Annotated in this window: 18 protein-coding genes; 10 read left to right on the plus strand and 8 right to left on the minus strand. The window is 75.5% G+C overall.

Annotated elements, in window-relative coordinates:
• Positions 1-170 precede the first annotated feature (170 nt).
• Positions 171-1,511 carry a cytochrome P450 gene (locus AB0E96_RS24350; RefSeq protein ID WP_359827309.1) on the minus strand — a complete coding sequence of 447 codons (1,341 nt, stop codon included), beginning with the start codon at positions 1,509-1,511 and terminating at the stop codon, positions 171-173.
• Positions 1,512-1,770: 259 nt separating this feature from the next.
• Here AB0E96_RS24350 and AB0E96_RS24355 point away from each other — a divergent pair, with 259 nt between their 5' ends.
• Positions 1,771-2,763 carry a deoxyribonuclease IV gene (locus AB0E96_RS24355; protein ID WP_359827310.1) on the plus strand — a complete coding sequence of 331 codons (993 nt, stop codon included), beginning with the start codon at positions 1,771-1,773 and terminating at the stop codon, positions 2,761-2,763.
• A 156-nt stretch (positions 2,764-2,919) separates the two neighbouring features.
• Here the strand turns inward: AB0E96_RS24355 and AB0E96_RS24360 are convergent, their stop codons facing one another.
• Complete coding sequence (locus tag AB0E96_RS24360) at positions 2,920-3,135, minus strand: hypothetical protein (RefSeq protein ID WP_359827311.1); 216 nt, start codon at positions 3,133-3,135, stop codon at positions 2,920-2,922.
• A 424-nt stretch (positions 3,136-3,559) separates the two neighbouring features.
• Here AB0E96_RS24360 and AB0E96_RS24365 point away from each other — a divergent pair, with 424 nt between their 5' ends.
• A complete protein-coding gene (locus AB0E96_RS24365; RefSeq protein WP_359827312.1) occupies positions 3,560-4,960 on the plus strand; it encodes an amino acid permease in 1,401 nt (466 codons plus the stop codon).
• A gap of 272 nt (positions 4,961-5,232) precedes the next feature.
• Positions 5,233-5,880, plus strand: coding sequence for an HNH endonuclease family protein (locus AB0E96_RS24370; protein ID WP_359827313.1), 648 nt, complete (start codon positions 5,233-5,235; stop codon positions 5,878-5,880).
• Between the two features lie 165 nt (positions 5,881-6,045).
• Here AB0E96_RS24370 and AB0E96_RS24375 read toward each other — a convergent pair whose 3' ends face one another.
• A complete protein-coding gene (locus tag AB0E96_RS24375) occupies positions 6,046-6,939 on the minus strand; it encodes an SDR family NAD(P)-dependent oxidoreductase (RefSeq protein ID WP_359827315.1) in 894 nt (297 codons plus the stop codon).
• Between the two features lie 80 nt (positions 6,940-7,019).
• On the opposite strand from AB0E96_RS24375, the gene AB0E96_RS24380 reads away from it, so the two are divergent.
• The 6 genes from AB0E96_RS24380 (at position 7,020) to AB0E96_RS24405 (ending at position 12,949) form a co-directional block, all read left to right on the plus strand.
• Entirely contained in the window at positions 7,020-7,685 is a 666-nt protein-coding gene (locus tag AB0E96_RS24380; protein ID WP_359827316.1) for a TetR family transcriptional regulator, read from the plus strand.
• Positions 7,686-7,813: 128 nt separating this feature from the next.
• The gene (locus AB0E96_RS24385) at positions 7,814-8,002 is read left to right on the plus strand and encodes a DUF1508 domain-containing protein (RefSeq protein WP_359827317.1); all 189 of its coding nucleotides are present in this window, start codon (positions 7,814-7,816) and stop codon (positions 8,000-8,002) included.
• Positions 8,003-8,115: 113 nt separating this feature from the next.
• Positions 8,116-9,333: a glycosyltransferase family 1 protein gene (locus AB0E96_RS24390; RefSeq protein WP_359827318.1), complete on the plus strand. Its 1,218-nt coding sequence runs from the start codon at positions 8,116-8,118 to the stop codon at positions 9,331-9,333.
• Positions 9,330-10,724, plus strand: a complete 1,395-nt coding sequence (locus AB0E96_RS24395) for a glycosyltransferase (RefSeq protein WP_359827319.1) — start codon at positions 9,330-9,332, stop codon at positions 10,722-10,724. The genes AB0E96_RS24390 and AB0E96_RS24395 overlap by 4 nt, the downstream gene beginning before the upstream one ends.
• Complete coding sequence (locus AB0E96_RS24400) at positions 10,699-11,583, plus strand: SGNH/GDSL hydrolase family protein (protein WP_359827320.1); 885 nt, start codon at positions 10,699-10,701, stop codon at positions 11,581-11,583. The genes AB0E96_RS24395 and AB0E96_RS24400 overlap by 26 nt, the downstream gene beginning before the upstream one ends.
• Before the next feature lie 157 nt (positions 11,584-11,740).
• On the plus strand, positions 11,741-12,949 hold the full coding sequence (locus tag AB0E96_RS24405) for an NUDIX hydrolase (RefSeq protein WP_359827322.1): 1,209 nt from the start codon (positions 11,741-11,743) through the stop codon (positions 12,947-12,949).
• A 163-nt stretch (positions 12,950-13,112) separates the two neighbouring features.
• On the opposite strand, the gene AB0E96_RS24410 is transcribed toward AB0E96_RS24405, so the two are convergent.
• The 5 genes from AB0E96_RS24410 to AB0E96_RS24430 form a co-directional block, all read right to left on the minus strand.
• Positions 13,113-13,487, minus strand: a complete 375-nt coding sequence (locus AB0E96_RS24410; RefSeq protein ID WP_359827324.1) for a hypothetical protein — start codon at positions 13,485-13,487, stop codon at positions 13,113-13,115.
• Positions 13,488-13,594: 107 nt separating this feature from the next.
• Complete coding sequence (locus tag AB0E96_RS24415; RefSeq protein ID WP_359827325.1) at positions 13,595-13,990, minus strand: roadblock/LC7 domain-containing protein; 396 nt, start codon at positions 13,988-13,990, stop codon at positions 13,595-13,597.
• Positions 13,991-14,072: 82 nt separating this feature from the next.
• Positions 14,073-15,233, minus strand: a complete 1,161-nt coding sequence (locus AB0E96_RS24420; RefSeq protein WP_359827327.1) for a hypothetical protein — start codon at positions 15,231-15,233, stop codon at positions 14,073-14,075.
• A gap of 4 nt (positions 15,234-15,237) precedes the next feature.
• Positions 15,238-15,621 carry a hypothetical protein gene (locus tag AB0E96_RS24425; RefSeq protein WP_359827329.1) on the minus strand — a complete coding sequence of 128 codons (384 nt, stop codon included), beginning with the start codon at positions 15,619-15,621 and terminating at the stop codon, positions 15,238-15,240.
• A gap of 432 nt (positions 15,622-16,053) precedes the next feature.
• Positions 16,054-16,662, minus strand: a complete 609-nt coding sequence (locus AB0E96_RS24430; protein ID WP_359827330.1) for a TetR/AcrR family transcriptional regulator C-terminal domain-containing protein — start codon at positions 16,660-16,662, stop codon at positions 16,054-16,056.
• 222 nt (positions 16,663-16,884) lie between these two features.
• Here AB0E96_RS24430 and AB0E96_RS24435 point away from each other — a divergent pair, with 222 nt between their 5' ends.
• On the plus strand, positions 16,885-18,531 hold the full coding sequence (locus AB0E96_RS24435; protein WP_359827332.1) for an amidohydrolase: 1,647 nt from the start codon (positions 16,885-16,887) through the stop codon (positions 18,529-18,531).
• The last annotated feature ends 54 nt before the right edge of the window (positions 18,532-18,585 follow it).

Consider the following 18,585-nt stretch of genomic DNA (forward strand, 5'->3'; position numbering starts at 1 on the left):
CCGCCCCCGGGGGGGGGGGGGGGCTCACCGCCCCGGGGGGGGGGGGGGGGGCCCGGGCGCCGCGCCCCCCGGGGGGTGGGGCCCGGGCGCGTCGGGTGTGTCGGGCGTGTCGGGTTGGGCGGGTGTGTCGGGCCCGGCAGGCGCGCTACGGGGCGGTCGGGCGGGCCGGGTCAGGCCTCGGCCCGGGGGCCCAGGCGGACGGGCAGCGCGGCGAGGTGCCAGGCCGCCGGGTTCGGGCCGCGCTCGACGGCCTCCGGGCCGACCGCGAGGGCCAGCCGCGGGTACGTCCGCAGCAGGGCGCCGAAGGCGGTCACCGCCTCCTGGTGCGCCAGCACCGCGCCCAGGCAGCGATGGGCCCCGTGGCCGAAGCCCAGGTGCGCCTCGTGGTGCCCGGCGCGGTCCGACGCGCTCGCGCGGCAGACGTCCAGGCGTTCCGGCTCGGTGTAGGCCCGCGGGTCGTGGTTGGCCCCGGCCAGGATCGGCATCACCGCCTCGCCCCTGCGGACCAGGGTGCCGGCCAGGGTGACGTCCTCCGTCGCGTAGCGCGGCACCCCGCCGATGGTCGGGCCGCGCCAGCGCATCAGCTCGTCGACGGCGGCGGGCAGCAGGCCCGGGTCGGCCCGGACCAGCGCCAGCTGTTCGGGGTGGGCGAGCAGCGCGGCCGTACCGTTGCCGATCAGGGTGGCCGTGGTCTCGTGGCCGGCCACGATCAGGTTGAGGATCAGCGAGACGGTCTCCACCGGGGCGAGGGTGTCGCCCTCCGCGGCGGCCAGCCGGGAGAGCAGGTCCTCGGCCGGCTCGGCCCGGCGGCGCTCGACCAGCTCCCGGGCGGCCGCCACCATGGCGCGCAGCGCCTCGTCCAGTCCGGGACCGGCGCCCCGGCCGAGGTAGGAGCTCCAACGGCGCCACCGCGGGCGGTCGGACTCGGGGATGCCGAGCAGTTCGCAGATCACCGTGACGGGCAGCGGGTACGCGAAGTGCGCGACCAGGTCGACCACGCCGTCCGGGCCGGCGTGCTCGGACAGCGCCCGGGCGTAGTCCTCGGCGAGCCGTTCGATCCGGGGGAGCAGCCGTTCCACCGCGCCGGCCGTGAAGGCGGGGTGCACCAGCCCGCGCATCCGGCGGTGCCGGGCGCCGTCCGCGCCGAAGACCCCGGCTCGCAGGTACTTCGCGCACTCGGGCGGCATGCCGCGGGCGCGCCAGACCTGCTCGGTGCGGTGGGCGGGGGCGTCGGGGCCTTCGGAGGTGTCGGAGGCAGCGGGGGTGTCCGGGCAGAGCGGGCCGTCGGGGGCGGGCCCGTCGACGGCGGCCACGTCGTTGACGAAGCGCGGGTCGGACAGCACGGTGCGGACGTCCTGGTAGCGGACGGCGATCCAGAACGGCTCCACACCGGGGATGGTGGCGCGGGCGAGCGGGGCGCGCTCGCGCAGGTCGGCGAAGGCGGTGAACGGGTCGCGGATCAGGTGGTCGGCGCGCAGGTCGACGGTCTCGACCGGCTCGGCGGTGGTCACGGCTGCCTCCTCAGGAGTCGCGAGGTCCCTCTGGTCACGGATCGTGACGGAAGCGGGGGTGCGATCCGGGGTCTTCGAGCCGGATTCACTCGATCGAGCACAGAGGATCGTGTCTTCCGGTCATCGGGAGCCGAACCTTCCGACCTGCCGGCCCTCCGCCGGCTCCCTGCGGGCCCCTGTCGCGCCGAGGCCGGCCCCGGCGAGGCCCGACCGCGGCCCGGGCGACGGCCGGGCCCGGGCGCGTGACATCCTCGGGGTCATGACCACCGTGCCCGTACCGCCCGTCGCCGCCCTCCGCAACCCGATCGGCGCCCACGTCCCGGTGGCCGGTCGCGGGCTGGCCGGCACCGGTCTGGCGTACGCGGGCCGGGTCGGCGCGGAGACGGTCCAGGTCTTCGTGGCCAACCCGCGCGGCTGGGCCACTCCCCCGGGCAACCCGGCCCAGGACGAGGAGTTCCGCGCCGCCTGCGCGGAGCGGGGCGTCCCGGCCTGGGTGCACGCCCCGTACCTGATCAACTTCGGCTCGGACAACCCGGCCACCCGGGAGCGCTCGGCGGACTCGCTGCGGCACTCCCTGCGCCGCGGCCACGCCATCGGCGCGCTCGGCGTCGTCCTGCACACCGGCTCGGCGGTCGGCACCGCGCCCGGCGGCGGTTCGCGCCGGGCCGAGGCCATGGCGCAGGTCCGGGCGGACGTCCGGCCGCTGCTGGAGGAACTGGACGGGCTCGGCGACGACGCGCCCTGGCTGCTGCTGGAGCCGACGGCGGGCCAGGGCAGCTCGCTCTGCTCCCGGATGGAGGAGCTGGCCGAGTACGTGGAGGCGCTGGACCATCACCCGAAGGTGGGAGTCTGCCTGGACACCTGCCACGCCTTCGCCGCCGGGCACGACCTGGCGGAGCCGGGCGGGGTGACGGCCGCGCTGGACGCCCTGGCCGCCGCGGCCGGTCCGGGGCGGCTGCGGCTGATCCACGCCAATGACTCCGAGGACGTCGTCGGGGCCCGCAAGGACCGGCACGCGAACATCGGCGCGGGCATGATCGGCGCCGAACCGTTCCGTGAGCTGTTCGAACACCCGGAGACGGCCGGGGTGCCGCTGCTGGTGGAGACCCCGGACCGCAAGCACGGCGGGGACGGCACCGGGCACGCGATGGACATCGCGGTGCTGAAGGAGCTGCGGGAGCGGGCGACGGTCCGCGGTCCCGGCGGCCGCCCGGCGGACCGGCGGGAGCCCGCCGGCGCGGGACGGCCGTGACCCCGGGCCCACCGAGCAACGGTGGGCCCGGGAGCAGCGGAAGGCCGGGGAGCCGCGGTGGGCCCGGGAGCAGCGGAAGGCCCGGGAACCGCGGGGCAGCACCGAGCCCGGAGGCCGAGGAACGGCCTCCGGGCTCGGACACGAAGACGAGGGGGATCAGCAGCCGCAGTCGCTCTCGCCGTGCTCGGCGTAGTTGAACCAGGAGGCGTGCGGGCCGAACAGGCCGACGCCCGCGGTGCCCGACTCCAGGCTCTGGCCCTCCGACTGCGACGGAGCGAAGCCCCCCGCCATGGCCGAGGTCGGGACCGCCACCACGGCACCGGCCACGGCGACGATCACGGCGAGCTTGCGGATCTTCCCACGAAGCGACATCTGATGTCCTTTGGTTCGTCTCTGGTCCTCAGCCCGCGCCCCGACCGGCCGGTTCGGCCGTCCGACGGGCCGGGCGGCGCCCCACCGGGGAGGCGCCGCGCCCACGTTTGCACACGAACGCGCGGCTTCCGGCGCGCGCCGCAACCGGGCTGAGGCATTCGGGTGAGACAACTCCCCCGGCCGGACGAATCCGGTCGTACGTCCGTGAATCGGGTCGAACAGCCGGGCGGAGGGCGCCGGACGAGTACCCGTCGGATCGCCCCTCGACCGAAAGTCTTGCGGTGACGGACCCGACGAACGGAACAAATCCCGTCGATTTGGAGCGGGGTGCCGCCCCGCCGGAGCATGAACGGTCGCTCCATGTCGCTCCACCGAGCGCGCGCACCGGCTGCCGGAGCAGCACCACGAAAGGCGCACCACCCTCATGCAGACCAGTCCCGCCGCACCCCGGCAGGAGTTCCGACCGAGTGCCCCGGAGACCCCGGGGCCGATCGGCTCCGCTCCCCCGGCCCGGACGCCGAAGCCGAACGGCCGCCGCTTCGGGCTGGCGACCGCCACCGCCCTGGTGATGGGCAACATCATCGGCGGCGGCATCTTCATGATCCCGGCCGCCGTGGCCCCGTTCGGGACGGTCAGCCTGGTCTCCTTCGCGGTGCTCACGGTCGGCGCGATCGCGCTGGCGCTGGTCTTCGGGCAGCTGGCCCGCCGCAATCCGCGCACCGGCGGGCCGTACGTCTACGCCCGCGAGGCCTTCGGGGACTTCGCCGGCTTCCTGTCCGCCTGGTCGTACTGGATCACCACCTGGGTCAGCAACGCCGCACTCGCCGTGGCCGCCGTCGGCTACCTGGACGTGCTGCTGCCGCTGCACCACTCCGTCCCGCTGGAGATCACCGCCGCGCTGGCCTTCCAGTGGCTACCGGCACTGGCCAACCTGGCCGGCACCCGCTTCGTCGGGGCGGTCCAACTCGTCTCCACCGTACTGAAGTTCATCCCCCTGCTGGTGGTATCGGTGGGCGGCCTGTTCTTCTTCGACCCGAAGAACCTCGGCCCCTTCGACGGCACCGGCCACGGCTGGGCGGGCGGCATGTCCGCCGCCGCGGCGATCCTGCTGTTCAGCTACCTGGGCGTGGAGTCGGCCGCGATGAGCGCCGGCCAGGTCCGCAACCCGGAGCGCAACGTCGGCCGGGCCAGCGTGCTCGGCACCACCGGTGCGGCGGTGGTCTACCTGCTCGGCACGATCGCGGTGTTCGGCACCGTGGCGCACCAGCAGCTCGTCCACTCCACCGCGCCGTTCTCGGACGCCGTGGACGCCATGTTCGGCGGCACCTGGGGCGGCACCGTGATCGCCGTCGCCGCGCTGGTCTCGATGGCGGGCGCCCTCAACGGCTGGACCCTGCTCTCCGCCCAGGCGCCGTACGCGGCCGCCAAGGACGGCCTGTTCCCGGCCGCCTTCGGCAAGGAGCGGCGCGGGGTGCCGACCTTCGGCGTGCTGGTCGGCGTCTCGCTGGCCTCGGTGCTGACCGTGCTCAACTTCGCCAGCGGGGCGAAGGGCGCCTTCGAGATCCTCGTGCTGGTCACCACCTTCACCGCCACCGTGCCGTACCTGCTCTCCGCCGCTGCCCAGCTGTACTGGCTGGCGCGCGGGGCCGGCGAGAAGGTCGACCGCGGGCGGCTGGTGCGTGACGCGATCCTCGGCCTGGGCGCCTTCGGCTTCTCGCTCTGGCTGGTGGCCGGGGCCGGCTACGCCGCCGTCTACCAGGGCGTCCTGTTCCTGTTCGCGGGCGTGCTGGTCTACGTCTGGATGGCGGGCCGCCGCCGCGACTGAACTCCCCGCCGCGGCCTCGGCGCAAGCCCCGCTCGGCATCCCGGCCGACGTCCCGCTCGACATCCCGGCCGACGTCCCGGCCGACTCCTCGACGGCAGTCGGAAAACCGGACACATCATCCTGAACCACCGTGACGCGCACCGGACTTGTCCGGTGCGCGTCCAATGTGCACGAGGATTTCACTTCCCGCGTCTACCCGCGTAGGTGACGGGCTCGCCACACTGGCGCACGCAATTCAGCAGTTCATCCGATCTGATGATGGAGCGTCCGCCATGGCCCCCACCACACCCGTGCGCCGGTTCCTGTCCTGTATACCGGCCGCCGCCGCGCTCGCCGCCGTGACCGTGGTCACCGCCGGCACGCCCGCCCAGGCAGCCCTGCCGACCCCGATCTCCGCGGCCACCGCCCGGAGCTACCTCGCCGCGATGCCCGCCACCGCCGAGACCCACGGCGACACCTACGACCGCACGCTGTTCCCGACCTGGATCACCATCAGCGGCACCTGCGACACCCGCGAGTGGATCGTCAAGCGGGACGGCAGCAACGTCGCCACCGACACCTCCTGCAAGGCCACCAGCGGCAACTGGTCCTCCCCGTACGACGGCGCGACCACCACCAACGCCTCCTCCTTCGACGTCGACCACCTGGTGCCGCTCTCCGAGGCCTGGGCCTCCGGCGCCTGGGCCTGGACCACCGCCCAGCGCCAGGCCTTCGCCAACGACGTCACCCGCCCCCAGCTGCTGCTGGTCTCCGCGAGCAGCAACCGCTCCAAGGGCGACCGCGACCCGGCCGAGTGGCTCCCCCAGGCCTCCTACCGCTGCACCTACGCCCGCGCCTGGGTGCAGGTGAAGCAGTACTACGGCCTGGGCGTGGACAGCGCCGAGAAGAACGCGCTCACCGGCATCCTCGACAACTGCTGAACCCGGAGGACCCCGCGGCCCGGCGCCCACCCCGCGCCGGGCCGCAGTGCCGCGCCCGACCGGGCGCGGCGACCTGCGCACCGGTCCACGGTCCTCGGCACCCGCGAACCGCGCCTGCGGACCGCGCCCGCCGGGCAGTCCGGCCGGGCGGTTCAGTCGGGCGGTTCAGTCGGTCGAGTCCGGCGGGAAGGCGACCGGGTAGGGCTCGGCGAAGTCAGCCGAGCGGGCCACCTCGCGCCACTTGCCGTCCTCCTCGAGGAGCCGCCGGTCCATGGCGATCGAGCCCTCCGCCGCGTTGACCCCGAGCGGGAGGTGGTGGGGGATGTCGCGCCGCTTGGCCACCCGGACCAGGATCTCGGCGGCCCGGACCGGGTCGCCCGCGGCGCCGGCACCGCCCTGCCGCATCCGCCGGTTCATGGCGCCGACCGTCTCCCGGTAGGCCTCCGGCACGTCGTGGACGACCATCGAGGAGCCCGCCCAGTCGGTGCGGAAGCCGCTGGGCTCGACCACCAGCACCCGCACGCCGAACGGCTCGGTCTCGGCGCGCAGCACCCGGCTGAAGCCGTCGATGGCGAACTTCGCCGCCTGGTACGAGGCGATGCCCGGGGAGCCGCCGACCCGGCCGCCCATCGAGGAGAACTGCACGACCAGCCCGCCCTTCTGCTCGCGCAGCAGCGGGAGCGCGGCCTTGGTGACGTGGTAGACGCCCCAGAAGTTGGTCTCGAACTGGGCGCGGAAGTCCGCGTCCTCGGTGGTCTCGATCGGCGACACGTTGGCGTAGCCGGCGTTGTTCACCAGTACGTCGATCCGGCCGAAGGCGGCCCGGGCCTCGGCGAGGGCCGCGCGGGCGGCCGCCGGGTCGGTGACGTCCAGCGCGATCGGACGGATCCGGTCGCCGAACTCCTCGACGAGGTCGGTGAGTTGCTCGGGCCGGCGAGCGGTGGCCGCCACCCGGTCGCCGGCTTCGAGGGCGGCACGGACGAGTGCGCGGCCGAAGCCGCGCGAGCTGCCGGTGATGAACCAGGTCTGTTCGCTGTTCCCCTGCGTTTTCTGCTCCATGCCGCTAGTAAAACACCGTTGCGTTATTACCGCAACGCCGTTGCACTAATACGGCAACGACGTTGCCTTACCATGGGCAGGTGGATGACGCATCGGAGTTCCAACGGGCACGCTCGCCCGAGGCCAAGCGCCGGCGCGAGGCCGCGATCCTGGCGGCGGCCCGGTCGCTCGGCGGCGAGCACGGCATCAGGGACATCACCCTGACCGACATCGCGGCGGCCGTGGGGATGCACAAGTCGGCGCTGCTGCGGTACTTCGAGACCCGCGAGGAGATCTTCCTGCGGCTGACCGCCGAAGGCTGGGCGGAGTGGTCGGAGGCGCTGACCACGCGGCTGCGGGACACCGCGGAACCGGGCCCGGCCGCCGTCGCCCGGGCGTTCGCCGCCACCCTCGCCGACCGCGGGATGTTCTGCGACCTGCTCGCCCACGCCCCCCTCAACCTCGAACGCAACGTCTCGCTCGACGCGGTCCGCGCCTTCAAGCTCGCCACACTCGCCGCCCGCCAACCGATCAGCGCGGCCGTCCGCGAGCGGCTGCCCGCCCTGGACGAGCAGGACGTCGTCGACCTGGTCGCCACCGCCGTCTCGCTGGCCGGCGCCATGTGGCAGATCGCGAACCCGGGCACCGAGGTCGCCGCCCTCTACCGCAGCGACCCCCGGCTCGCCCACGCCGTCATCGAGGTCGAACCCCGGCTCGCCCGCATCCTGACCGCCACTCTCACCGGACTGCTCGCCGGGCGGGGCTGACTACCGGACGCCCCGTCGGCGCGCCCCTCCACCCGTGCACTCGGATGGATCATCTGACGTGCCGCACAAGGGATTTGACCCTACGGTGCGGTGCCAGGGGGTCATCCGAGCGGAAGGCTGTTTCTGGCATGGCTGGAAAGTTCGAGCTGTACATGGACGAGGGCGGCATGCACCGGTTCCGGCTCAAGGCGAGCAACGGGGCGATCGTGGTGACCGGCGACCCGCACGAGAGCAAGGACGACTGCCTGAAGAGCATCGAGTCGATCCGCAAGCTCGCGCCGTACGCGGAGCTCAAGGAGACCGCCGGGTCGGTCTGACGGACCGGGCTCCGGGACGGGCGCGGGTCGGCGGTGCAAATCGCCGACCCGCGTTCGCCTGTACGACAGATCCCTTTGGCCGGGTGCATGCCGGACGCGGACAGAACACTGGCATGCGCGTCGTCATCGTCACCGAATCCTTCCCGCCCGAGGTCAACGGAGTCGCCCACAGCGTGCTGCGGACGGCCGAGCACCTGGTCCGCCGGGGCCACCAGCCCCTCGTCGTCACCCCCGCGCCGGCCCGGGGCGCCGCATGCCCGCCGGAGACCTTCGGCGGCGCCGCAGCGGACGGGATTCCCGTGGTGCGCATCCCGTCGGTGCCGCTGCCGGGGTACCCGCAGGTCCGGATCGCGCTGCCCAGCCGGCAGCTGGCGGCCGCGATTGCCGGGCACCGGCCGGACCTCGTCCACCTGGCCAGCCCGTTCGTGCTCGGCGCGCGCGGGATGCAGGTCGCGGCCCGGCTCGGGGTTCCCGCCGTGGCCGTGTACCAGACCGACCTCGCCGGGTACGCCCACGCCTACCGGGCCGGGCGGGGCCTCGGCGAAGCCGCCGCCTGGCGGCGGATCCGGGCCGTGCACCGGGCGGCCGTCCGCACCCTGGCCCCCTCCACCCCCGCCGCCCAGGACCTCACCGCCCACGGGGTGCCGCGGGTGCAGCTGTGGCCGCGCGGCGTGGACTCGGTGCGGTTCCACCCCCGCCACCGGGACGAGGCGCTGCACCGGGCGCTCGCCCCGGGCGGGGAGGTGCTGGTCGGGTACGTCGGCCGGCTGGCGCCGGAGAAGCGGGTCGACCTGCTCGCGGCGGCCTCGGCGCTGCCCGGGGTACGGGTCGTGGTCGTCGGGGACGGCCCCTCGGCGCCCGGGCTGAAGGCCTCGATGCCGGGCGCCGTGTTCCTCGGCCGCCGAACCGGCGACGAGCTCGCGCGCTGCTTCGCGACCCTGGACGTCTTCGTGCACACCGGCCCGCTGGAGACCTTCTGCCAGACCATCCAGGAGGCGATGGCCAGCGGCGTGCCGGTGGTCGGCCCGGCCGCGGGCGGCCCGCTCGACCTCGTCGCCCACCACCGCACCGGCCTGCTGGTGCCGCCCCGGGACGCCGCGGCGGTGGCCCGGGCGGTCGCCGAACTGGCCACCGACCCGGTACGGCGGGCCGCGTACGGGCGGGCCGGGCGGGCCGAGGTGACCGCGCGCACCTGGGAGGCCGTCGGGGACCTGCTGCTGCGGCACTACGCCGAGGTGCTGGCCGAGTTCCACGGCGTGCCGCTGCCGCCCACCGCCCCGGCGGCGGCCGTGCCGGTGGCGCCCGTCCTGCCCGAGGAGCTGCCCGCATGACCGCCGCGCCCTCCGAGCCCTCCGAGCCCTCCGGCTGCTCCCTGCCCTCCCCACCCTGTCTGCCCTCCCCGCCTTCCCCGCCTTCCCCGCCCTTCCTGCCCGACGACCGGGCGCTGACGCCCGACGGGACGACCGCGAGCGGTGCGGCTCCTCCGCCGGACGGGGCCCTGACGATCGTCCGGCTCGCCAACTTCGTCACCCCGGTCTCCGGCGGGCTGCGCACCGCGCTGCGCCACCTGGGCGCCGGGTACCGGGCCGCCGGGCACCGCCCCGTGCTGATCGTCCCCGGGGAGCGGCGCTCCGAGGAGGAGACCGAGCAGGGCGTGGTGGTCACCCTGCCCGGCCCGGTGCTGCCGGCCAGCGGCGGCTACCGGCTGCTCACCGACCGGCGGGCGGTGGCCGCCGAGCTGACCAGGTTCTCCCCCGACCGGCTGGAGGTGTCCGACCGCACCACGCTGCGCTGGACCGGCGCCTGGGCGCGGCGGCACGGCGTGCGCTCGGTCATGGTCTCGCACGAGAGCGCCTCCGGGCTGCTGCGCACCTGGGGCCTGCCCGGCCCGTTGGCTGGCACGGCGGCCGACCGGCTCAACGCGGCCACCGCCCGCGCCTACGACTCGGTGCTCTGCACCACCGACTGGGCGGCGGCGGAATTCCGGCGGATCGGCACCCCGAACCTGGTCCGGGCCCCCCTGGGGGTGGACCTCGACGCGATGCGCCCGCTGCCGTCGGCCGCACGGGCCGCCCAGCGGGCCCGGTACGCGGCCCCGGACGAGCCGCTGCTGGTGCTCTGCTCGCGGCTCTCGGCGGAGAAGCGGCCCGAGCGGGCGCTCGAGGCGCTGGCCGCCCTGCGGGCCCGGCGACGGCCCGCGGTGCTGGTGGTGGCGGGCACCGGCCCATTGCGGGAACGGCTGGCCGCCCGGGCCGCACGGCTGCGGCTGCCGGTGCGCTTCCTCGGGCACCTGGGCGGGCGCGCGGAGCTGGCCCGGCTGCTGGGCTGCGCGGACGTCGTGCTCGCGCCCGGACCGGTGGAGACGTTCGGCCTGGCCGCGATGGAGGCGCTGGCCTGCGGGACCCCGGTGGCGGTCAGCCGCTCCTCCGCGCTGCCCGGCCTGGTCGGGCTCGCCGGGGTGGCCGCCGTCGACACGGGTGCCGGATTCGCCGCCGCGGTGGGGCAGTTGCTGGACCGGCCGGAGCGGACACGGCGGGCCGCCGCCCGGGCCCAGGCCGAACGGTACGGCTGGCCGGCGGCGGTGGCGGCGTTCCTGGCGGCGCACGGCGTGCGCCACGGCCGGGCGGCGGACCGCGTGCGCGGGCACGAGGCAGCGCGCGGCCCACTCGACGACGACGCGGCGGACGGGGGTCGGGATGAGCATGCTGGACGCCGGGCGTGACCGGGCGGCGGAGGATCACCCCGCGGCGGGCGAGCTGCTGCGCTTCGTCGCGCTCGGGGACTCGCTCACGGAGGGGATCGGGGACCAGGTCGGCGAAGGCTGGCGCGGCTGGGCCGCCGTCCTGGCCGGATCACTGGCACCGGAAGGCCGGCAGGTCGAGTTCACCAACCTGGCGTACAGCGGAGCACTCACCAGTGAATTGACGAATCGTCAGTTACCGGCCGCGCTGGCGCTGCGACCCCAGCTGGCGGCGGTGGTGGTCGGCGGCAACGACACCCTGCGGACGGGCTTCGACATCCGGCGCACCACACGGGAGTTGGACGCCACGATGGGTGAACTCTCCGGCCAAGGCGCCGGATTGCTGACCGCCTGCCTGCCCGACCCCGGCAGCCTGCTCCGGCTCCCGGCACCGCTCGCCCGGCCGCTGGCACGCCGGATGCGGGCGGTCAACACCGTGGTGCACGCCCTCACCGAACGCCACCGGGCCGTACACCTGCACATCGCCGAGCTGCCCTGGCTCGCGGAGCGCCGACTGCTGAGCGTGGACCGCCTGCACCCGAGTGCCGAGGGCCACCACCTGATCGCCCGACGGTTCCACGGCCTGCTCACCGAGGCCGGGCACCCCCTCGGCCCGCCCCCGACCACCGCCCCCGCCGAACCCCCACCGGGACCGGCCGCCGACCTCTGGTGGATGGCCACCCAGGGCACCCGCTGGCTCGCCGCCCGCAGCACCGACCTGCTGCCGGGCCTGCTCGCCCTGGCCGCCGCCGAGGGCGCAGCCCGCCTGCGCGGCGGCAGCGCCCGGCACGACGAGCAGATGGCACGGGCCGCCGCCCAGGCGCTGGCGTCACTCGGATGAGCGGCCGCCGGGGCGGCGCCCGAGGCGTGGCCTCGCCCGATCGGGCGCACCGCGCCGGGGTCCGCCCGATCGTGGGGGTCGGCGGGGGCGCCCGGTGGGAACCATCGGGGTGACCCGGGTTGTCGTGTCCGGGGAGAGCGCGACGGAGGGAGCCGGGGTGGACGCAGCCGGAGCACAGGGAGCCGGGGTGGAGGAAGTCGCGGTGGAGGAAGTCGGGGTGGAGGAAGTCGGGGTGGCGGAGGCGGGCACGGCCGGCCGGGAGGTGATGGCGGCGGCGGGAGTGCTGTTCCCGGACACCGCCGGGCGGGTGATGGTGGTGCGACTGCCGTACGACCGGAAGCATCCGGTGGCGATCCCGGGCGGCGGCTGGGAGCCGACGGACCGGTCACCGCGGGAGACCGCCCTGCGGGAGATCCGCGAGGAGCTCGGGTTCACGCCCCGACTCGGGCCGCTGGCCGGGGTGGACTGGGCGCGGCTGCGGGACGGCGACCGCCCGATCGTCGTCTACCTGTACTGGGCCGAGCCGCTGACGGCCGAACAGGTCGCCGCGTTCCGGCCCGACGCGGCGGAGGTCGGCGGCTGGACCTGGCTGACCACGGAGCAGGCCGGGCACGCCCTGCCACCACGACTGTCCCGCCGGATGACGGCCTGTCTTCGGGCGCCGCGCGAGGCCGGGCCACTGGAGCTGGAGGACAGCCGACCGGTCGGACACACGCTCGACTGGCTGCCCGCCGACCCGCCGGTGCCCGCCTACGACGGACTCGCCGCGGCCCCGGGGCTGACGCCCTCGACCGAGGAACGGCCGGAGCCGTCGATGGACCGCGAGACCTACTACGCCACCCGGCCGCGTATCCGGACGAAGGCGCGGGCGCTGTTCACCGACGCCGCCGGGCGGGTGCTGCTGGTACGGCTGCGGCCGTGGGACGGGCCGCGCGGGCAGGTGCCGCACTGGACACTGCCGGGCGGCGGGGTCGAGGCGGACCGGGAGATGCCCCGGGCTGCGGCCCGGCGGGAGATCCACGAGGAGCTCGGCTGGGAGGTCGAGCCCGGGCCGCTGCTGACGCTGGACTGGCAGCCCGGCACGGCCGCCGACCCGACCGCGGACCCGGCGACCGGACAGGACACCGCCGTCCTGGTCTACGTGTTCGACGGGGGCACGGTGACGGAGCGGATGCTCGACGCGATCGCTTTGCCGGAGCAGGAGTTGGTGGAGTGGAGACTCTGCGCTCCGGAGGAGGCGCGGGCACTGCTGACCGGACCGTCCTGGGACCGCACGGCCGCCGCGCTGGGCGCGCGGGAGCGGTCGCGCGGACCGGTCGAGCTGGTGCGCGGACGGGCCGTCGGGCCGGACCTGCCGCAGCAGTGAGGTCTCGGGGGCGGAGCCCGGCGGGGCGCCTGGGCCGCCGCCGGGGCCTCGTCCACGGACCCGGGCTCCTCCGCGAGCCCGGGCTCCTCCGCGGGCCCGGACCTCCTCCGCGAACCGGACTCGTCCGCGACCGGGTGTCGGAGCGGCCCCTCGGGGCCGCGTGTCAGACCTCCAGTTCGCCCTCGATCCGGCTCAGCTGGTGGCGGGCCATCGCGAGGTTGGCGCGCGCCTTGTCCAGCGCGAGGTAGAGGAACAGGCCCTTGCCGGTGCGGCCGGTGAGCGGGCGGATCAGGTGGTACTGGCTGGTCAGGGTGATCAGGATGTCCTCGATGCCGTCCTGGAGCCCGAGCATGTCCATGGTGCGCATCTTGGCGCGGACCACGTCGGTGTTCCCGGCGGCGGCGACGTTGAGGTCCAGGCCGCCGGGGCCGTCGAGGGTGGCCAGCGCCATGCCGCTGTTGTAGTCCACCAGGGCCGCGCCGATGGCGCCCTCGATGCTGGTCATGGCCTGCTTGAGCGCGCCGGCTGCGTCGGTCATCTGGGTAACTCCCTTTCGGTGGCGGGTGGTTCGTCGGATTGTCGGTTCTGCGGTGCGGTGGGGCGGCGGGGCGGTGGTGCGGTTGCGCGGTGGCCGGTCGGCCCCGGTCAGCCCGCGTCGCGCGGATCCTTGGGCAGCAGGGCGTCGTTGAGCAGCCCCGCGATGCGCTGGGCGCTGCGACGGGCCTCCAGGTGCAGCCGGCCGACGTTGACGTCCGGGTGCGCCAGCAGGGTCAGCACGCAGCTGCCGCCGGCCGCGTAGGTGGCGACGTAGCCGTTCTCGCCGCGTACCAAGGACTCGCGGAACTCACCCTGGCCGGTGGTGTCGGCGAGCCGTTGGGCCAGCGAGAGCGAGGCCGCCGTCATCGCGGCCAGCCCCGAGGGCTCGGTGCCGTGGGTGTCGTGTGCGATCAACAGGCCGTCCACGCTGGCCACCAGGCCACCCGCGAGGTGCGGGACGCGATGCTTGACGGCACGCAGTTCGGCGAGCAACTCGGTCTCCAAGGCGATCAGTTGTCTCCTTCCGACACGCTGCTTGAGTGCCCGCCTCATGGCCGGAACAACGGGGTCGCGGGCGGGGAGTGGGTCAAAGTCGGGCCTCCAGAAGGTCTCGGATCCGGGTCAGCAGCGCGACGTCCGGATCGGGGACGGCCAGCGGGTGGGCCGCTGCCGTGGCGGGCGGGTGTTCGGAGCGCGTGGGGGCTTCGGACCCGGCGGGGGTGCCGGCCGGAGCCCCGGTGCGGGCCGCACCGGGGGCGGATGCGGGGCCGGGTGCGGAGGCGGGGCCGGGCGCGGAGGCGGGGCCGGCCGCGACCTGGGTGCCGGAGAGGCCGGCCTCCCGAAAGCTGGCGCCGGGGATCCTTCGGTGCAGCCCGCCGGCCGGTCTGCTCGCGGCCGGTGGGGCGGTTACGGGCGCAGGAGCGGTCGTCGACGGCTCGCCGGGCACCGGAGTCGCCGTCGGCGCGACGGCCGGGCCCTGCGAAGCGACGGCCGGGCCCTGCGAGGCGCCCGACGGGCCCCGGGGGGCCTCCGACGGGCGGCGCGGGGCGTCCAGCAGCCCGGCGGCGGCGAGCCGGCGGACGTCGGCGGTGACGCCGAAGCCGGAGCGGCCGAGCAGCCGGGCCAGGTCCGCCGGGGTCCGCCGGCCGTCCGCGTGGTCCAGCAGCTCGCGGCGTCGACGGCCGGACGGGCGATGGGCCGGCCGGCGGCCGCACTCGGTCGGCCGCACGGGGGCGGTGTCGAGCTGCCCCCACGGCCAGATCCCGTCGAGCAGCCGTCGGCGGCGTTCGACCTCGCGGCGGATCCGGGCCGGATCGACCTCGGCGACCGGTCCGAGCCAGTGCCGGGCGTCGGCCTCGAACCGCCAGGCGCCGCCGCCCGGGTCGGCGAGGACGAAGAACGCGGCGTCGAACAGCGTTCCCAGGTGACCGAGTTCGAGCTCCCCCCGGGTGAGCAGTCCGCGTTCGACGAGCGCCTCACTGACCCTCGACCGCGCGCCGTGCTCCCGGAGCAGCTCGGCCCAGCCCTCGGGGGTGATCCGGCCGCAGCCGGTGAGCAGGTCGGCCAGGCCGGGCGCGCGGGGGGACTCGGCGGCCGCCACCCGGCCGTCGACCAGGTACAGGCTGCCGAGCGGTCCGTGCAGGGCGCCGGTGGCCCGGCGGTCGGCGAGCAGGGTGAGCGCCTCGCCCGGGGTCCTCGGAGTGGCGGACTCCGCGGGCGGCGGCGCGGTGCCGGTCGCGGCGGTCACGCGCTCACCCCAGCACCAGCTCCTCGGTGAGCGCCTGGAGGCGGAAACGGGCGGCGGCGAGGTTGCCCTCCGCGCGGTCCAGCCAGAGGTGCAGGACGAGCCTGCTGTCGAAGGCCGTGTCGATGAAGCGGATCAGGTGGTAGCTGCGGCCTGCGGTGACGATGATGTCCTCCAGCAGGGCCCGCGGATCCTCCGCCGCGGTGAAGGTCTGGCTCTCGACGGCCGCTCGCACCAGGTCGGTCGCCTCCGCGGCGGAGGTCTCGTGCTCACCGGTCGGACCCTCGCCGAGGCTGCCGAGCGCGAGCCCGCTGCTCCAGTCGACCAGGCTCGCGGCGCGGGCCCCCGGGATCGCCATCGCTCCGGAGAGGCATTCGTCGATACCGGGCACACCGGCTCCTTCGCGGGGTCTGGGCGGTCGGGCGCAGCGCGGCACCGATCCGATTCACCACCAACAGTGGCTAGTTCGCCACGGAAGGCTACTGCCGGATTCCGTACGACGAACATTCCAATGGCATATTCACATCAGCAGCGGCCAGTTCCGGCCAAGAACTGACAGCACATCAGGTCGCGCGTGGGGGCGGCGGCGCTGGTGGGCCAGGGGCGTTGGAGCGTCGTTCACCGGCCACCTGGCGCGGCACCTTGGCCGGTTCCGGGCCGCACGGGTGCGTTTCGAGGCTGAAAATGCGATAAGAGGACTCATTTGCGCGGCATGGACCCGGAAGGACCTCGGGCCGGGCCGACGGCACCGCCGACCCACCCGCACCCGCCGACCCGACCGCACGCGCCGGCCCGCCCGGCCCCGCCCGCCCAGCGGCGCCCGTCAGCCCAGCAGCGCCCGGTAGCCCCCGATCAGGGCGGTGAGACCGAGTTCGAAGGCGCGGTCGGCGCGCTCCCGCCCGGCAGGGACGGCGTCCAGAGCCCCGGCCAGTCGCGGGGTCGCGGCACGGTCGACGGCGTCCACCATGACGTCGGGGGCCACCAGGTCCAGCGCCGACCCCAGGACGAAGCTCTCCAGGGCGGTGATCAGGCCCATCACGTCCCGCGCGGCGAAGCCGGCGTCCTCCAGGGTGGTGACGGCGCGCTCGTACAGCTCGTGCATGAACGATTCGGCCAGCGGCGCGGTGGCGAGCAGCCGGACGATGCCGGGGTGTTCGGCGAAGGCGTCCCGGTAGGCGTGCGCCCAGGTGTGCAGCGCGGCGTCCCAGGACTGGTCCCACATCGACTGCTCGCCGATCGTGCGCACCAGTTCGGCGCGCATCAGGGCGACGATCTCGGCCCGGCCGGCCACGTGGTGGTAGAGCGCGGAGGGGCTCACCTTGAGGGCGCCGGCCAGCGCGGGGATGGTCAGGTCCCCAGCCTCGTCGACCAGCCTCAGCGCGGTGTCCACGATGCGCTGCCGGTCCAGCAGGGGTGTGCGCGGCCTGGGCATGCCCGGTTCCTCACCTTCGCGGCCGCCGGGCGGCCCGCCGGCCCGTCGGCTCGTCGGCCCCCGACAGACCAAGATCGTCGTTATCCAAGCGTTACTGAACGGCTTTCAGTAAAACCCTTCCGCACCCGGCGGTGCCGCGCCTACGGTAACCGAACCCCATTCGGTTAGGCAGGCCGCGCACGCGTCGGCCCGCCCTGCCCCGGAGAGGACGCACACCCCCGCATGCGTGCCGAAACGATCTTCACCGGCGGCCGGATCCACACCGGAGACCCCGCCCTCCCCCGCACCCACGCCCTCGCCGTCAGCGCGGGACGGATCGCCGCCCTCGGCGACGCCGCCCTTGCCCTGCGCGACGACGGCACCGAGACCGTCGACCTGGACGGCGGCGCCCTGCTGCCCTCCTTCGGTGACGGCCACGTCCACCCGCTGATCGGCGGCATCGGCCTGCGCGGCGTACCCGTCCGTGACTGCACCAGCCAGGAACAGGTCGTGGCCGCCGTCCGCGACTGGGCACGGCGCCACCCCGAGGCCGAGTGGATCACCGGCGACGCCGTCGACCCGTGGCTGGCCGAGGGAGGACTGTTCGACGCCCGGGTGCTGGACGCCGCCGTACCGGACCGGCCCGTGCTGCTGCGCACCATGGACCACCACACCGGCTGGGCCAACAGCGAGGCACTGCGCCGCGCCGGCTACGGGCCGGACACCCCCGAACCGGTGGGCGGCGAGATCGTCCGCCGCCCGGACGGCAGCCCGCTCGGCACCCTGCGCGAGTTCGGCGCGCTCAACCCCGTGCTCGCGCTCGTCCCGCCGCCGCCCCTGGCCGAACAGGTCTCCGCACTGCGGGAGAGCACCGCCGCGCTCGCCGCCGCCGGGCTCACCTGGATCCAGGACGCCTGGGTCGAGCCCGCCCAGGTGGACACCTGGCTGGCGGCCGTCGCCGGGGCGGGCCTGCCGGTCCGGGCCGGGCTCGCGCTGCTGCTCGAACCGGACGGCTGGCGCGAACGGCTGCCCCGCCTGGTCGCCGACCGCGACCGGGTGGAGGCCGCCGGGCAGGGCCGGCTCACCGCGCGGGCGGTCAAGTTCTTCGCCGACGGCGTCATCGAGTCCGGTACGGCCGCGCTGCTGGAGCCGTACAGCGACTGCCCGCACTCCCACGGCGTCGCCAACTGGACCGGCGCCGAACTGGCGGAGGCCGTCACCGCGGTGGACGCGCTGGGCTTCCAGCCGCACATCCACGCGATCGGCGACCACGGCGTGCGGATCGCGCTGGACGCCGTCGAGGCCGCCGTCCGCCGCAACGGCACGCGTGCCCGCCGGCCGGTGATCGCCCACGTCCAGCTGGTCCACCCGGACGACCTGCCACGGTTCGCCGAGCTCGGGGTGATCGCCAACTTCGAACCGCTGTGGGCGCAGACCGACCCGCTGATGACCGAGCTCACCCTGCCCCGGATCGGCCCGGAGCGCGGCTCCCGGCAGTACCGGATCGGCGCCCTGCTGCGCGACGGCGCCCGGATCTCCTTCGGCAGCGACTGGCCGGTCACCCGCTACGAGCCGCTGGCCGGGCTGGCCACCGCCGTCACCCGGCAGAACCCGAACGGCCTGCCGCAGGGCGGCTGGCTGCCCGAAGAGCGGATCGGGCTCACCGAGGCGCTGGCGGCGTACTCGGCCGGCGTCGCGCACCAGGCCTTCGAGGAGGCCGAGTGGGGTGTGCTGCGGCCGGGGATGCGGGCCGACCTGGTGCACCTGGCCACCGATCCGTACGCGGTGCCGGCCGGTGAGCTGGCCTCGATCGAGGTGTCCGGCACCTGGCTCGGCGGGCGGCGCACCCACGGCGGGCCGCCCGCCGACGGCGACCGCGCGACGTACTGAGCCGGCCCGGTCGGCCCGGTCGGCCGGGCCGGCCTGCCCGCTCGGCGTTCCCGG

The organism is Kitasatospora sp. NPDC036755 (assembly GCF_040636595.1).
In the GTDB taxonomy this organism is placed as follows: Bacteria; Actinomycetota; Actinomycetes; order Streptomycetales; family Streptomycetaceae; genus Kitasatospora.

Bases quoted from the DNA above. Each gene is read 5' to 3' on its own strand.
- AB0E96_RS24355 (WP_359827310.1), top strand. From the start codon at position 1,771: ATGACCACCGTGCCCGTACCGCCCGTCGCCGCCCTCCGCAACCCGATC.
- AB0E96_RS24360 (WP_359827311.1), bottom strand. From the start codon at position 3,135: ATGTCGCTTCGTGGGAAGATCCGCAAGCTCGCCGTGATCGTCGCCGTG.
- AB0E96_RS24365 (WP_359827312.1), top strand. From the start codon at position 3,560: ATGCAGACCAGTCCCGCCGCACCCCGGCAGGAGTTCCGACCGAGTGCC.
- AB0E96_RS24370 (WP_359827313.1), top strand. From the start codon at position 5,233: ATGGCCCCCACCACACCCGTGCGCCGGTTCCTGTCCTGTATACCGGCC.
- AB0E96_RS24375 (WP_359827315.1), bottom strand. From the start codon at position 6,939: ATGGAGCAGAAAACGCAGGGGAACAGCGAACAGACCTGGTTCATCACC.
- AB0E96_RS24385 (WP_359827317.1), top strand. From the start codon at position 7,814: ATGGCTGGAAAGTTCGAGCTGTACATGGACGAGGGCGGCATGCACCGG.
- AB0E96_RS24390 (WP_359827318.1), top strand. From the start codon at position 8,116: ATGCGCGTCGTCATCGTCACCGAATCCTTCCCGCCCGAGGTCAACGGA.
- AB0E96_RS24395 (WP_359827319.1), top strand. From the start codon at position 9,330: ATGACCGCCGCGCCCTCCGAGCCCTCCGAGCCCTCCGGCTGCTCCCTG.
- AB0E96_RS24400 (WP_359827320.1), top strand. From the start codon at position 10,699: ATGAGCATGCTGGACGCCGGGCGTGACCGGGCGGCGGAGGATCACCCC.
- AB0E96_RS24410 (WP_359827324.1), bottom strand. From the start codon at position 13,487: ATGACCGACGCAGCCGGCGCGCTCAAGCAGGCCATGACCAGCATCGAG.
- AB0E96_RS24430 (WP_359827330.1), bottom strand. From the start codon at position 16,662: ATGCCCAGGCCGCGCACACCCCTGCTGGACCGGCAGCGCATCGTGGAC.
- AB0E96_RS24435 (WP_359827332.1), top strand. From the start codon at position 16,885: ATGCGTGCCGAAACGATCTTCACCGGCGGCCGGATCCACACCGGAGAC.